Raw genomic sequence first — 15,583 nt, 5'->3', positions numbered from 1 at the left:
CACAGCCGTGTGACACCCTGTGTAATTATTGCGAATATAAAAGCACAGGATGCTCACAAAAGCCGTTCTTTGAATCGAAGGTTCTTATATCCTCTGATTTCAACAACTTTGGTCGTGATAATAGCAATAGCACTCAATCAATCGATAACGCTAGAATTTGTTTTCGCTATTGCTGTCTTCATACTGCTCATCATCACTGAGTTTCATACCCAAACGCTCTACGCGTCTGTCCATCATTTGTCGAGCCAAAGCTTGCATGTCTTCCACGCGATCTATTTCATCGACAATCTCAAGACCTAACAATGTCTCAAAGACATCTTCTAATGTGACCAACCCTTTGACTTCACCATATTCGCCAACCGTAATTGCGATATGAATACGATTTTTTAGCATGAGCTCCAACAGATCAAACAGTTTCATTTTAGAGAATACAAACGTGATGTCTCTTTTGAACTGCGTCAAAGGCTTGTGCGTGGCATGGTTGACTTTTGCCAATAGCATGTCAGTTTTTAAAACAAAACCAGTAATGTTATCTAGATCACCATCATAAATGGGCAATCGAGAAAACGTGAGCTTTGGACGATCAACCAATAACTCAGCCACTGTTTTGTTTTCTTCAAATGCGAGCATCACTGAGCGCGGCGTCATGATGTCTTCAACTTTGATCGCGCCGAATGCTAGTAGATTGCGAATGATGCGCGACTCTAGTGGATCGATTTGACCCGATTCTTCACCGATGCTAGCAAGGGCTGCAAACTCACGACGGCTGAACGTTTGCGGTTCTTTACCGCGTACTAATAACTTCGTCAAACGCTCTGATACCCAAATAAGTGGGTATAAAATCATAATGATACCGCGGACAAAGTACGCCACCATACCACTTAGCTGACGCCAATAGACAGTGCCTAGTGTTTTTGGAATAATCTCAGACAGGAACAAAATAGCCAGTGTCATAATGGCTGAGAACAATCCAAACCATGCGCTACCAAATACAATGGTGGCTTGGGCACCCGCTCCGATAGAACCCAACGTGTGAGCAACGGTATTCAAGGTCAAGATAGCTGCCAGTGATTGATCGATATTGTCGACCTTTAGGCTCTTTAGCATATCCGCTTTTTTGGGGTTGGTTTCTTGTACATCTGCAATATAGGATGGTGTCATGCTCAGTAATGCGGCCTCTGATAAAGAGCACACAAATGAGATACCGATAGCAACAGCCACAAAAAATATCAATAGTCCCACGTTTAGGGCAGTTGGTGCGGCTGCCACGGCGGTTGGCGATGCAGCGCCCGCCGCCCACACAGAATGCGGCAACATCAGCGCCAACGCACAAAGCACGGCAAAGAAGGTATAACCAAATCGAGAACTAGTCGTCATTCTCGGGGGAGGCTCTGCAGATGCGTCTTCACGATGAGCACGCGGACGACATAAACGAGGTACAAACATAAAAGTGGTGAACAAGTTGGGTAACCTAAAAAGAGAAAAAGGAAGATGATATAACGAGCCAATCATATACATTATCGAGGTGATATCAGATATCTACTGATCAATAGTCATAACGGCTCAATGCTGATTTAGACACCGTCTCAAAGCTAAAATAGTGCTTTGATAAATAGCATACTAAATGCAGGCAGTCATTGCCATTTGATAGTAGCATTGATGATATCTTTTCACAATAAGTCACTATTTTTAAGTTTTTATTTTTTGATGACTTTTATTGTTTGGTATTGCCTCAATATTATTTGGCTCAATGGCATATGATATTGATCATTTTGGCATCATACATTTGATATAGCAAAAATATTATCCTGCTATCCGGTGGCTTATTCTCTGCCATTACATCAACAAAAACACGCTCAGCCTATGATTAACAGTTACCAAGTCTGGGATTTTTTGTTACTATGCGTCTAATTTTATTATTATCTATGAACCACTGAGAGACATTATGAGCTTATTTATTCAAGCTGCCCATGCTGCACCAGAAGCCGCTGGTGCTGGATCGCTATTCGGTCAGATTTTACTTCCTGTTGCTTTTTTTGCCATTTTTTACTTTTTGGTCATTCGCCCGCAGTCTAAGCGTACCAAAGAGCACCGTGCCATGGTCAATGCATTGACGGTTGGCAGCGAGATTATTTTTGCTGGTGGCTTAATGGGCCGTATCAAAGCGATAGAAGGCGACTATGCAGTTGTGAGCTTAAATAACAACACGGATGTCAAAGTGCAACGTGCTTCTGTTATTTCAGTATTGCCTGCTGGCACAATCGAAAGCGTTTAATCGAAAACGTTTAATTATTACTGAGCTTTATCGGTAGTAATTTAATGGTCGTATCACCACTGGGTGTAACGACCAAATAATGACCGTATATCATTTACGGTCATTTTTCGCTATTAAGGTAGTCGCTATTAAGATAGTAAGGTACGGCTGTTATATAAGCTAGCCTATCCTGTAGATATATTGACTTTGCCTGTTTCACCAATGATATTTTTGGTGACTCGATAAAGATACGTCTGTATTATTTGCTTTACTGTTTTATGTTTTACTATCACCGCGGATGATCGCAATGGAGCCTGCTCAATATGGTAGTCGACCATTGCTGTCGCTAACTTCCCATCTGCTAACTTGTGGCTCACGTCGCCAGTCGTTTATCAACTTAAAGAAGTGATTATGCAATATCCCGCTTGGAAATACTTACTTATTGCCGTCGTGCTCATCATTGCCGGTCTATATGCTGCTCCTAACTTATACCCTGACGAACCTGCCGTGCAGATTACGAGCGCAGCAGCCGGTACGCAATTGTCTGAAGGTATCTTGACCCAGTCTCAAAGTTTACTCGAAGAGGCAGGTCTAGAGAATCATAATGGTACATTTGAGGGCAACAGTGCACTGGTACGTCTTAACAACCCAGTCGATCAGCTAAAAGCGCAAGAAGTACTACGTCAGAACTTGGGTGAGGACTATGTGGTCGCTCTCAACTTAGCACAAACGACCCCGCAGTGGCTGCGTGATATCGGTGCCAGACCGATGAAACTTGGCCTTGATTTACGCGGTGGTGTCCGTTTTGTACTAGAAGTCGATATGGACAAAGCGCTTGAACAACGTTTGAACAGCGCCAGTCGTGATATGCGACGCGAGTTACGCGCTGAGCGAGTGGCGATTAAAGGCATAAAAACCGAAGACCGCGGCGTTGTATTACATTTTGCTGATACAGATACGCGTAATCGTGCGCAAAACATCTTGCAAGGCTCGATGAGCAATACCTTCAATTTGCAGTCTTCTATTGATGATCAAGGTCCTGCATTGGTATTGTCATACAACGATGCCACGCTTGACGAAATCAATAGTTACGCGGTCAATCAAAACTTGACAACCTTGCGTAACCGTATTGCCGAGCTGGGTGTGACAGAAGCATTGGTACAATCTCAAGGGTCCAGCCGTATCGTGGTCGAGCTGCCAGGCGTACAAGACACTGCTGAAGCGAAACGTGTTCTTGGTCGTACTGCCAACCTTGAGTTCCGTATGGTGGCAGAAGACGCTGATACCTACACAGGCGGTATTCCTCCAGCAGGTACTGAAGCATTCCCATTTGAGACACTCGATGGTCCACCAGTATTGCTAGATCGCCAAGCGATCGTCACGGGCGATAAAGTGACCAATGCACAGACTGGCCTAGATGAAAGTGGTCTACCGGAAGTAAGCATTACCTTGGACAGTGCTGGCGGCAAGCTGATGCAAAACGCCACTCGCACCGCTGTTGGCAAACAGATGGCTGTATTGTTCATTGAAAACAAGCAAAGAATCACTTACGAAGAAGATCCAGCGACTGGTGAGACAACTGAAGTACGTACGCCTTACGCTGAAACCAAAGTCATCAATCGCGCCAATATTCAAGCAGTACTGGGTTCATCATTCCGTATTACTGGTCTTGATAGCACAGCTGAAGCCGCTGAGCTTGCGCTACTACTGCGCTCAGGTGCACTTGCCGCACCAATGTACTTTGTAGAAGAACGCACCATTGGCCCATCATTGGGTCAAGAAAATATCGATAAAGGCCTATTCTCTACGCAGGTCGGCTATCTATTAGTCTTTGCATTTATGATTATTTTCTATCGCCTGTTCGGTGTGATTGCCAACGTGGCATTGGCAGTGAACGTTATTATCATTATTGCGATTATGTCAATTTTGGGTTCGTCACTGACGCTACCTGGTATTGCTGGTATCGTCTTGACCATTGGTATGGCGGTTGATGCTAACGTACTGATCTTTGAGCGGATACGAGAAGAGATTGCCAATGGGGTACGGCCAAAATCCGCCATCGTGGCGGGCTTTGACCGTGCATTTAGTAGTATTTTTGATGCCAACATCACAACCTTATTGGTCGCGTTTATCCTATTTGCGATTGGTACGGGTCCGATTAAAGGCTTTGCGGTTACGCTAGCTATTGGTATTGTCAGCTCACTGTTCACCGCTATTTTGGTGACGCGTGCACTGGTACAAATTGCTTATGGTAAGCGTAAATCCATCAAAAGTCTGAGCATCGGTTAGGAGAACATTATGGCGATCGAAAATAATAACCCTTTAGAACAGCAGAATAATCCTGATCGAAATGGCTCGAACGGTGATGCGACTACTGCAAGTACCCGCCGCCGCAAAAAACCACGCCGTGATGGGAAAGGTAGCAATACTAAAACCAATAACCCAACTACGGTCAAATCCGGTAAGAGCAGCAGCCGTCGTGGTGGTAAAGACCAAGTTAGTAAAGACAATCAAGCCCTCTCTACTGCTGTTGATCCTAACCTAGCAGCAAGTGACGCGGCTGATGATGCCGCAGCCATGGCTGAGGGCGGTATCAAAGCCGTTGGTAATCAGCGCATCATTCCCTTTATGAAGATAGAAAAGCCAATGGCGCTGCTATCTTTATTTATGGTGATCGGTAGTATCATTGCTATTGCAGTCAACGGTCTGAACTTGGGTCTTGATTTTACGGGCGGTGTCTCAGCGGACATTCGTTATGAGCAGCCTGTTGAGCAAGTTGCCGTTGTACAAGCACTGGCAGACAATGGTTTTGATGATGCTGTCGTTCAATATCTCGGTACACGTGAAGAGCTACTGGTACGACTACCGCCCCAGTCTGATAACGTGGATGGGCTGAATACTGACCTAACTCAAGCATTAGCACTACCTAACAATACCGCTACTATCAGTAACGTCAATATCATTGGTAGCCAAGTGGGTAATGAGATTTACCTCAACTCAGTCATGGCACTCGTGCTAGCATTAGTATCTATGCTTGGTTATGTTGCCTTACGTTTCCAGTTCAAACTATCGTTAGGTGCCGTATTATCGCTATTTCACGATGCAGTGGTGACCATTGGTGTATTTGCGCTATTTGGCTTCCCTTTTGACTTAACGGTATTAGCTGCTGTATTGGCGTTGATTGGTTATTCATTGAACGATACGATTGTTGTTTATGACCGTATCCGCGAAAACTTCCGCCGTGTCCGTGGTATTACCCCAGAGCAGACGATTGACTTGTCTTTGACCGAAACCCTACGCCGTACCATCATGACCATCTCAACGGTCCTATTGGTCGTATTGGCCATGTTGTTCCTAGGCGGTGAAGGATTATACTGGTTCTCAGTCGCGCTATTTATTGGTCTACTTGCAGGTACGTATTCATCGACCTATATTGCAAGCTCGATTCCATTACGCATGGGTCTATCACGTGATGACTTTATTGTGAAAGTGAAACCAGAGTTTGAAGAAGAGATTGTCACCTTCAATGATCCAAAAATGTTTGAGCAAGACAACGTCTAGTAAGGTATATTAGAGGACGTAGTACACTTATGTAGCGTACGGTTAGTCTTTGTATTATCGCTGATGAAATAGTAATAATGTTTCGACAAGAGCACCTGACTTATGAATAATGAGTCTAGGTGCTTTTGTCTTTATAGCAATTTTGCTTCACTTATCAAATGCGTTGCATTGCTGCTTTGCCAAAATCAAATAATATATTGCCCTCTTTATCGCCTCAGTATAAACGAGCCACCAATGCCAGCCAATACCTCAGCATCCAACGTCATGCCGCCTATCGATACCAGCTATAAGCGTATCATTGCCATTGCCCTACCTGTCCTATTGGCTAATCTCGCCATGCCATTGCAAAGTGTGATCGACACAGCGATTGTCGGTAATATGAATGAGACGGCCAAACTGGCTGGCATGGGTTTGGCAATACAGCTGTTGTCCTTGTTGCTCGTTAGCTTTAACTTTTTACAATACGCCTCCTCTGGTCTATCCGCGCAAGCTTTAGGACAGCTGGCCAGTCATGCTGATAACAACGACCGCACTGCGACAACAGTGTCACCGTTACTGTCTATTTTACAGCGCGCGTTGTTATTAGCCTTCTTAATCGGCGCAGTTTTGCTACTGGCCAAACCGTGGCTGATCGATGTTGGGTTACAAGTGTTATCAGCCAATCCTGAAAGTGGTCTTGCTGCCAAAACCTATTTGGATGTGCGATTTTGGGGAGTGATCGCTGAGCTGATGAATTTTGCGTTTATTGGTTGGTTTGCAGGGCAAAGCAAGACACGATATATGCTGTATCAGCAGGGATTTATTGCTCTGATCAATATCGTGCTGACTTTATTTTTTGTGTTCATTATGAATATGGGCTTGGTTGGTGTGGCATTGAGTACGACCATTGCGTTTTGGTTAGGTGTGTTATTAGCGTTATCACTAAGCCGCCATCACTTAAAGGTATCATGGACAGCTTTACTCAGAGCAGATAAGCAGCATTTTACAAAAAATAAAATGCTTAGGCTATTTTCTTTAAATAAAGATATTTTTGTCCGTACTCTTATTTTAACGTTGAGCTTTGCTTGGATTACTCGGCTATCGGCTCAAAGTGGCGATGTGATATTGGCCGCCAATGCCATTTTACTACAGGTATTGAGCATCTCAGCTTTTGCACTTGATGGCGTTGCTGTCTCTGCTGAGACCTTGAGCGGACAAGCTGCTGGTCGGCGTGACTGGCCACGTTTTTTGATGATCATAAAACGCACGGGCATTGTCAGTTATGGCCTAGCAATCCTGCTGAGCGCTATCTGGTGGCTTGCAATGCCAAGTTATCTAGATTTTATGACCAATATTGAATCGGTGTTTGCCCTCGCCTATGAGTACCACCTATATGCCGTATTGTTACCCCTCGTGGGTGTTGGAGCCTACTGGTTAGATGGTATATTTTTTGGTTTGACAGCAGGCAATGTGATTCGTAATGCTGCACTGATACTAGCTGCTATTTTCTTTCCGTTGAGCTGGCTGCTTTATCAGCAATGGGATATGACCGGTATTTGGCTGAGTGTATGGTGCTTACTGCTATTGAGGCTAATTATCTTAGGCGGATTTTTGTACCGTGCTCATCAATCAGGTAGTTATGAGAAGCTACAGCCAGAGGCTTAAACACTTTTTATTGTACAGCCAATGATCACGCAGTCATTTATCATACAGCCATCACATACCGTTTTGACGCAATACAGTGTTTATTTTTAAGTGTAAAACAATCCGTTTATAAAAACAGTGTAAGAAAATTTAGGATGCCATGTGACCACTCATTCAAACGAACTCAGTCATCAACAAGAACGCACTCACGATTGGGCTGAGGGCTTCAAAAAAAGCTTACCCGTTGCGATGGGATATCTGCCTGCTGGCATTGCCTTTGGTGTACTGGCACAAGTTGCTGGTATTCCTGTATGGGCAACGGTTATGCTCAGCATTGTGCTCTATGCTGGAGCGGCTCAATATGCTTGTTTGCCAATGCTAAGCGCTGGTCTGCCGATCGGTAATATCGCGACCAATATCGCTGCCATTAATTTACGTCACGTGTTTTATGGTATACCACTATTGCAATATCTACCAAAACATAAACTGGCAAAAACGTATTGCTTATTTGCCCTGACTGACGAGACCTTTTCAGTCATGACCAGTTTGCCAAACAAGGCACGACAAGCACTCATACTCCCTATTAGCTTATTTAACCAAAGCTGGTGGGTGCTCGCGAGTGCCATCGGCGTGATAATTGGAAGTACGCTTAGTGACTTAATTCCACATTTGGATTTTGCCTTGGTTTGTCTGTTTGCAATTTTGGCTTATGAGCAATTTCAAAGTATTAAACGTTATTTCCCCATTGGCATCGCTGTCATTGGCTTGATTGTCGCGTCTTTATTCACTAGCGATTGGTTATTGTTGGTGGCTATCACTATCTGTATGTTGATGATTTTGGTACGTGGATTTTGGATGCAGCGTCATGAAATAGGAGAATCTTATGACCAGTAGTTATCTTATTTTTGCGACGCTTGCGATGGCGGCAGTGACGTTCATCACTCGTGCGTTACCAGCATTAATCCCTAGAAAAGTTTTAGATACGCCTTGGCTACATCGACTGAATGAGAGCTTACCGTTGTCAGTGATGGTGCTACTTATCTTAACCAGTCTGTCATATCAGAACTTGCCAGTGGATATTGCCTTGAGTGATCCTGAGCTACATCTGTTAATGGCACAGGTTTGCGCACTTGTACTGGTACTCTTTATTTACCATATTAGCCGCCAGCTCTTGGTTAGCATGGTCGTTGGTATTGCCGCGATCAATGGTTTTGTCTGGATATTTACCAACTTTTTGACTTAACAGCAGCTAACCTTATACCAACATTCAGTATTGATTTTACTGGTATTTTTGGAAAAAAAAAGCTGGACTCTTAATAGAATCCAGCTTTTTATTTTCAAGCAATATATTTATTGCTATCTGGCTTAAAGCTCTTCAACACCCATCATATCGACTGGGGTATCAGCCACTATCTGCACGCCTTTTTTACCAGTCTTGGCCGTATCATTACGCTGCTCTTGCAGATGGTCAAGATACGCTTCATTGATCTGGCCAGTAATGTAGCAGCCATTAAATACAGCACAATCAAACCCTTCGACTCTGCTGTGCTTGGTATCTTTGACGGCATCGATCAAATCATCTAGGTCTTGGAAGATCAGACGGTCAGCACCAATGATCTCACGTACTTCCTCAACACTATTGCCTGAGGCAATCAGCTCGGTACGCACTGGCATGTCAATGCCGTATACGTTTGGAAACTTGACTGGTGGCGCGGCACTCGCAAAAAACACTTTATTAGCACCTGCATCACGCGCCATTTGAATGATCTCATGACACGTCGTACCACGAACGATTGAATCATCAACCAATAGTACGTTTTTGCCTTTAAACTCTAACGGCACCGCGCTTAGCTTTTGACGAACGGACTTTTTGCGCTGCTGTTGACCTGGCATGATAAACGTACGACCGATATAGCGGTTTTTCATAAACCCTTCACGGTACTTGACGTTCATTTTTAGCGCCAGCTCCATCGCTGAGGTACGTGACGTATCTGGAATCGGGATGACCACGTCAATGTCATGATCTTCGCCCCACTCTGCAAGGATTTTGTCAGCCAATTTTTCACCCATACGTAGGCGTGATTTATAAACTGAGATATTATCCATAATAGAATCTGGACGGGCAAAGTACACATATTCAAAGATACAAGGCGTATATTCTTTTGGCGCTACGCATTGATACGTATGTAGCTTATGGTTCAAATCAATAAAAATAGCTTCGCCTGGTTTTACATCACGAACGATAGTGAAGCCAGAACCTGTCAATGCGACTGATTCAGAGGCGACCATATATTCGGTGCCGCCGTTTTCTGCCATGCGCTTACCAAAGATAAGCGGACGAATACCGTTTGGATCGCGGAACGCTAGTAATCCATGACCAGTAATCAAGGCCACAACGCCATAAGCCCCTTCACAGCGTCTATAAACGGCTTTTACCGCTTCAAAGATGTCATCGGCTGTTGGATGCGTCTTACCTAGATTTTGCATCTCATGTGCGAGTACGTTCAGCAGCACTTCAGAATCTGAATCGGTATTGAGGTGGCGACGATCTTCGATATATAAAGACTTTGCCAAACTCTCAGCATTGGTCAAGTTGCCATTATGCGCAAGCGTGATACCATAAGGTGAGTTAACATAAAATGGCTGGGCTTCAGCGCTACTAGAAGTACCAGCAGTTGGGTAACGAACGTGACCGATACCAAACTTACCGACCAGCTTCATCATGTGACGATTCATAAATACGTCACGTACCATACCGTTTTCTTTACGTAGGTAAAGTCGACCATCTTGCAAAGTAACAATACCCGCTGCATCTTGCCCGCGATGCTGTAGCATCGTTAAACCGTCATAAAGTATCTGATTGACTGGCTCATGAGCTGCAACTCCAATGACTCCACACATATAGCTATATCCTATTTAACTCATACATTAGTACGACAATAACGGCAAAACTGCTGACAGTATGTGGCTAAAATCACGCACTGTCGTCCACCGCTAACCTGATGATTTTGCAAGAAACTTCATGATAATTTTTGATCATCTGTTTTCAATGATCAGTAACACATGCAAACGTTTAGAAGTATAAAAAGAATTAGAACAATAGAAAATTACGACTGATTGACTTGATCCCAAGCCATGCCCAACACATCTGATACCAATGCTTTCCCCATAGGTGCATAAGGTAGCAGCTCAGGGGCAAGGACTGAGGTTTGCCATTGCGGCATTTGTACTAGTAGTGGCGCAGTCACACTTAACACAACCAATACCATGAGTACATTTTTGGCAGCACCAAGCACCCCGCCCGCCATTTTATCGACCACGCCCAGACGCAGTGTCTTGAGCACACCTGAGAATACAAAAGCCACCAAGTGCATAACTGCCAATATCACAATTACCACCAGCAAAAAGGCCATCGCCATTTGTAGCACTGGGCTTTGCACGATACCAGATAATTGAGGCGACACCGATCCTGCGAGCCGGGTCGCAGCGATAAGAGCGATAAACCAGCCTACTAAGCCCACAGCTGTTTTGATCAGGCCAACTTGAAAGCCGCGCCACAAACCAATCAAGACAACAATAGCAATCACAATATCTAGACCGCTCATATCTTGCGCCTCACCATTTTATTCACTTGACTAGCTTTCCATGGCATCATAATAACCACCGATTGCTTGAATACAAGACTGTACTAGCCCAGGTCCTCTATATATAAGACCTGTATAGAGCTGTACCATGTCTGCACCTGCTTCGATTTTTTTGACGGCTTTGGCACCACTATCGATACCGCCCACACCTATCAAAGCAACTTTACCATCTAGCTGATCAGAGAACTGTTGTAAAATCTGGGTACTAATGTGGCTCACCGGACGACCTGACAAGCCGCCCATTTGATCACCATCACGTAAGTCTTCGACACCCACGCGGCTCAGTGTCGTATTGGTTGCAATCAAACCGTCAATTTCAAAGTCTAATAATTGCTGTGAGATGTAGTCAACTTGCAGTGGCTCTAGATCAGGTGCAACCTTGAGCACCAATGGCACATAAAAACCATATTCGGTGGCTAGTTGACTGTGACGGTTTTTAATCGTATCCATCAGCTGGGTCAGGGCCTCACCACTTTGCAAGTCACGTAAGTTTTTGGTGTTTGGTGATGAGATATTGACCGTGATATATGAGGCATGTGGGTACACACGCTCTAAGCAATACACATAATCGTCTGCGGCTTGCTCTACCGGCGTGTCCGCATTTTTGCCGATATTGATACCGATATTGCCTTTGTATTTGCAGCGTTTGACATTATCGATCAGATAATCAACGCCTTCATTGTTAAAACCCATACGGTTGATGATGGCGTCTGCTTGCTTGATTCTAAACAGTCTTGGCCTATCGTTGCCTGCTTGCGGTCTTGGCGTGACCGTACCTACTTCTATAAAACCAAAACCCAGCTCAGCCAGCGCGTCAATATAGTCACCGTTTTTATCCAGTCCTGCTGCCAGACCCACTGGATTAGAGAACTGTAATCCCATACAGTCAGTAGGCTGCATTGACTGACCATACGCCAAGCCTAAAACACGCGCTTTATGTGCTTTATCCAATAAAGATAGCGTCATCTCATGGGCGTGTTCGGGATCCATATTAAACAAAAAAGGACGAAGTAAGGCATAAGACATAGTGATGGCAAACCCTGCTCGAAAGAAATAGTGGATAAAGAATATGAATGAAATCAGGCGGAGCGATTATATCAGCTTAACAGAAACAAGCGCAAAGTTTCACACGGTAAATTTCCACATTTAACCCACCGTCAGCGCATATAAGCATTTATTAAATAGCCATAATAATTCACCGTCTTTTAAGCTCAACTGAATCAACAGCGAAAGACAACTAGTATATTATATCAAGGCACTGGGCGGCCGTCAGTGAGTGCAATCCAACCACGTATGATTCGATATAAATGCCAGATAAAGGTGAATGTCACAATCAACAGACCAAAGCCAGCCAGTAACGTCGAACCAATAGCGATATTGCCACTATCAGCTAGCATACTCACACCAAAACCACCTAAAGCAAAAGCTGTGATGACAATACCAATAATAAACCAAACAATACTGTACCAAAACGTTTTGATTTGCCAATCAAAATGCGTGGATAACCATGTACCATCAGCATCGCGGCGCTTGGCATAATTCATCACAATCGGCACGATCCACAGCAGACCAGCGGTAAAATAGCTAATCACATATAAGAAATAAGTGATGTGATTGTAAATGGTTAAAGAACGGCGCTTATCGTTGCTCATACTGTCACTCATTGGTTTGCGTTGTCCTTGCTGGTCAGTAATCTTGTCTGCTGAAAGCTATGCTCATCAGTATCGTTATGAAGAAAGTGCTTTACGCTAAATATCTATCGTTAGCAGGGGCTAATAAACATTTAATGGTGACAGATAAAAGGCTTTTCAATGACATCTAACTCAAAATGCCATTTGAAAAGCGAGTTACTAATAAATTGGATTGGAACATATCATGTTCTGTTACTCATATTCTACTATTAAGCCCATACCTGCCACTAAACAGTATCGAGTTATAAAGTGACAGTGGCTTGCACTTGGATAGATTTATTCGTTAGGTCTTGCTGCATGGATAACTGCGTGAACTGCCAACCTTGCTGCTCTAACTTGCCAAGAGCGGTACTTACGACAGCTTGACTGGGGTGGATAAAGCTTAACTGCACCGAATCACCAGCCGCAACGACCTGAGCATCTGTAATTCCTGTAGTATTTAGCAGCGCACTAATTCGATTGGCAGGCGGCATGTCAGCCTCTCCATTAGCGTTATTGCCAGCACTTAATGCATTACTATCGATATTACCTGCTTGCGCCCGCAACCAAAAATAATCAGCCACTTGTTCCTGATAATCATTTTCGCTCTCTTTTGCCGCTTGATGAATGCTATAACCACCATAACCGCCGATAAACACCAACAAAAATACGGATAATATAGCTAACGCTAGCTGATCGCGTGGCGGTAATGCTTGCCAGCGCGTTGATAGCATATTTTGGTAACTGCTCATACGCTCAGAGAATGCGTGCGTCTTAGTATTGGTTGCAGAGACAGCTGCACTGCGTTTGGTACGGCGCTGTAATCGTTTCATGTTTTGACCTTTTCTTACCAATACACTGATGAATTATGATGCTGCCGGAGTGTTCGCCGTATCGCTGTTTTCCACCACATCCACAGTGACCTGAGCACTAAATTGACCTTGATCATTACTACTCACTTGCGCAAGCTTGGCATTCAAACCTTGCTCTACTAGCGTGCTCGTGAATTGATCCAAACTACTACGATCAGGTGCAATGAGCGTAAAACTGAGTGCAGATGGCTGCATCACTAGCGTCTGCGCACGCAGTGAAGATTGTTTGATTAAGGGTGATATCTTTGACAGCGCTGCCATGTGTGATGCAGGTGCCTGGCTGTCGCTAAGCAGTTTTGGCTGTAATTGTACTTGGAGCTTGGTTCGAGTGCTGAGGGGCTCATCAGTGAACCAAGATTGATATTGCGCTGCTATTTCAGTCTTGGTAGCAGCTGTTGCCTCATTATACTGGTACCACTGCACCCCATCGGTTGCCATCTGTAGCACTAAGGCCGATAACGCAACCATCATTGCTACCCGTAAATACGGTGATAACTGTGAGTCGGTTGATTTGATAAAGAAGTTCAGCGCATGAAGTTCTGGGTTGTCAATGGGCGCTGGTGTCGTGGGCAAGCTCGTTAATAACAGCTGGTGATCAGCGATCAGCGCTTTAGTTTGCGCCATAGAACTGGTAGTCGCTGATGTTGCTGGGATATCATTGATACCCATACTATCCATTTCATTAGTGGCTGAATCACTGATAGCAAGGCTATTGGCTTCAATAGAAGTCAGCAACATCACTTCGCTTAAATGCGGAAAGCGCTCAAAGATCAACGGCAAATAGCTGACAGCCATACCTTGGCGCAATGACTGGCGCAATAGCAGAGTCTGCTCGTCTTGATATAATGTCACTTGCTGACCTGCACCTTCTTCTGGCGGCAGCAGTAATAGGAAATCTGGCAGTAGTGCCACTATATTCATACCCACGAGCTGAGCACTTTGCTGCCATGCCTCAATATCGCTTTGTGCCAATGCGTACAGCTGCGTCGTATCAGCATGGCTCAACTGACGAATAACCAATTGCTCAACTGGCGTTAGGGAGGTTTCTTCAAACAAATACTGCTTACCACTATTACCCAGCTGCTTGAGCTGAGCATTATTAAGCGCTGTGTCTACTTGCAATACATGACTTGAGGGGAAATATAAACAAATTGCCTTTTGGCCATTCGATTTATGATGACCATAGATAGTTTGTAACTGTTGCCAACCATCAACCGTCTGCCATTGCTGTACATCTTCGCGCCAGACAGCTAGCGGACTATGCTGCGCTCGTAACCAAACATGTAACACTAAACGTGTCCTCGATTATTGCTGCGGTTATAAAAGTACTGTGATGAAGCAGTGCTACTATTTAGAAAGGATTGAGTCATTTTATCTGCTGAGCCAGTCGCTTAATTGGCATGATTGCCTCACTCTGAATTCACCCTATCTAAGAAATGGCTAAGTCAGCCTAGTATGGTTGATCAGGTACAAAACGATCCACTTCAGTGGCCATCCCAGTCATAACAAACTCCATTTCAAATACTCTGGCTTCTGCCAAAGAGAATGACTCAGGATAATCACCAGTCAACAAGCCTGCGATATAAGCGACGATTGACATATGACAAACAACGACCAGACATTCTGCATCAATATTCGCAATATCAATTAAAGCCTCACGGGCATCATCAAAGGGCGTGATATTATCTTGTACTGTTGAAAGTACGTTTGGCATTCGTGACTGGAATGCAGCCAGCGTCTGCTGCGCCCTATCATAAGGACTGACGATAAAACAATCTGGATGATAGTGTGTGGTCACATACTCTGCCGTCTGTGCCGCTTGCTGTTGACCAAAGTCAGTCAGCTGACGCGCACTATCCGGACGCGTCTCATCTTCGGCTTGACCATGACGTACTAATATAATTTTCATAACCTTCCTTGGTGCGCGGAGTTAGCACTGTCTCTCAATAGTACCTTTTA

Annotated in this window: 14 protein-coding genes; 6 read left to right on the top strand and 8 right to left on the bottom strand. The window is 44.4% G+C overall.

Going from position 1 to position 15,583, the window contains the following annotated elements; genetic code table 11:
- Positions 1–150: 150 nt before the first annotated feature.
- On the bottom strand, positions 151–1,446 hold the full coding sequence (locus AC58CZ_RS06505) for a hemolysin family protein (protein ID WP_075106108.1): 1,296 nt from the start codon (positions 1,444–1,446) through the stop codon (positions 151–153).
- Between the two features lie 499 nt (positions 1,447–1,945).
- On the opposite strand from AC58CZ_RS06505, the gene yajC reads away from it, so the two are divergent.
- From yajC to AC58CZ_RS06475, 6 genes are all read left to right on the top strand, one after another.
- Entirely contained in the window at positions 1,946–2,275 is a 330-nt protein-coding gene (gene yajC, locus AC58CZ_RS06500) for a preprotein translocase subunit YajC (protein ID WP_494224389.1), read from the top strand.
- Positions 2,276–2,665: 390 nt separating this feature from the next.
- Complete coding sequence (gene secD / locus AC58CZ_RS06495; RefSeq protein ID WP_494224388.1) at positions 2,666–4,543, top strand: protein translocase subunit SecD; 1,878 nt, start codon at positions 2,666–2,668, stop codon at positions 4,541–4,543.
- A 9-nt stretch (positions 4,544–4,552) separates the two neighbouring features.
- Entirely contained in the window at positions 4,553–5,815 is a 1,263-nt protein-coding gene (secF, locus tag AC58CZ_RS06490) for a protein translocase subunit SecF (protein ID WP_494224387.1), read from the top strand.
- Positions 5,816–6,049: 234 nt separating this feature from the next.
- Positions 6,050–7,459: an MATE family efflux transporter gene (locus AC58CZ_RS06485; protein ID WP_494224386.1), complete on the top strand. Its 1,410-nt coding sequence runs from the start codon at positions 6,050–6,052 to the stop codon at positions 7,457–7,459.
- Between the two features lie 141 nt (positions 7,460–7,600).
- Positions 7,601–8,332, top strand: a complete 732-nt coding sequence (locus AC58CZ_RS06480; RefSeq protein WP_494224385.1) for an AzlC family ABC transporter permease — start codon at positions 7,601–7,603, stop codon at positions 8,330–8,332.
- Positions 8,322–8,681, top strand: coding sequence for an AzlD domain-containing protein (locus AC58CZ_RS06475; protein ID WP_093070939.1), 360 nt, complete (start codon positions 8,322–8,324; stop codon positions 8,679–8,681). The genes AC58CZ_RS06480 and AC58CZ_RS06475 overlap by 11 nt, the downstream gene beginning before the upstream one ends.
- A 122-nt stretch (positions 8,682–8,803) precedes the next feature.
- Here AC58CZ_RS06475 and purF read toward each other — a convergent pair whose 3' ends face one another.
- The 7 genes from purF to AC58CZ_RS06440 form a co-directional block, all read right to left on the bottom strand.
- Positions 8,804–10,339: an amidophosphoribosyltransferase gene (gene purF, locus AC58CZ_RS06470; RefSeq protein WP_093070936.1), complete on the bottom strand. Its 1,536-nt coding sequence runs from the start codon at positions 10,337–10,339 to the stop codon at positions 8,804–8,806.
- A gap of 206 nt (positions 10,340–10,545) precedes the next feature.
- Positions 10,546–11,043, bottom strand: coding sequence for a CvpA family protein (locus tag AC58CZ_RS06465; protein WP_075106103.1), 498 nt, complete (start codon positions 11,041–11,043; stop codon positions 10,546–10,548).
- Between the two features lie 30 nt (positions 11,044–11,073).
- On the bottom strand, positions 11,074–12,108 hold the full coding sequence (locus tag AC58CZ_RS06460) for a quinone-dependent dihydroorotate dehydrogenase (protein ID WP_058024983.1): 1,035 nt from the start codon (positions 12,106–12,108) through the stop codon (positions 11,074–11,076).
- A gap of 224 nt (positions 12,109–12,332) precedes the next feature.
- A complete protein-coding gene (locus AC58CZ_RS06455) occupies positions 12,333–12,734 on the bottom strand; it encodes a DUF4870 family protein (RefSeq protein ID WP_494224384.1) in 402 nt (133 codons plus the stop codon).
- Positions 12,735–13,015: 281 nt separating this feature from the next.
- Positions 13,016–13,585, bottom strand: a complete 570-nt coding sequence (locus AC58CZ_RS06450; protein ID WP_186474699.1) for a type II secretion system protein M — start codon at positions 13,583–13,585, stop codon at positions 13,016–13,018.
- A 33-nt stretch (positions 13,586–13,618) separates the two neighbouring features.
- On the bottom strand, positions 13,619–14,914 hold the full coding sequence (gene gspL, locus AC58CZ_RS06445) for a type II secretion system protein GspL (protein WP_494224383.1): 1,296 nt from the start codon (positions 14,912–14,914) through the stop codon (positions 13,619–13,621).
- A 160-nt stretch (positions 14,915–15,074) separates the two neighbouring features.
- Entirely contained in the window at positions 15,075–15,533 is a 459-nt protein-coding gene (locus tag AC58CZ_RS06440; RefSeq protein WP_494224382.1) for a histidine phosphatase family protein, read from the bottom strand.
- Positions 15,534–15,583 lie beyond the last annotated feature (50 nt).

Source organism: Psychrobacter sp. CR212 (assembly GCF_059693765.1).
Note: the sequence above shows the minus strand (reverse complement) of the source record. Positions and strands in the feature narration are given on the sequence as shown.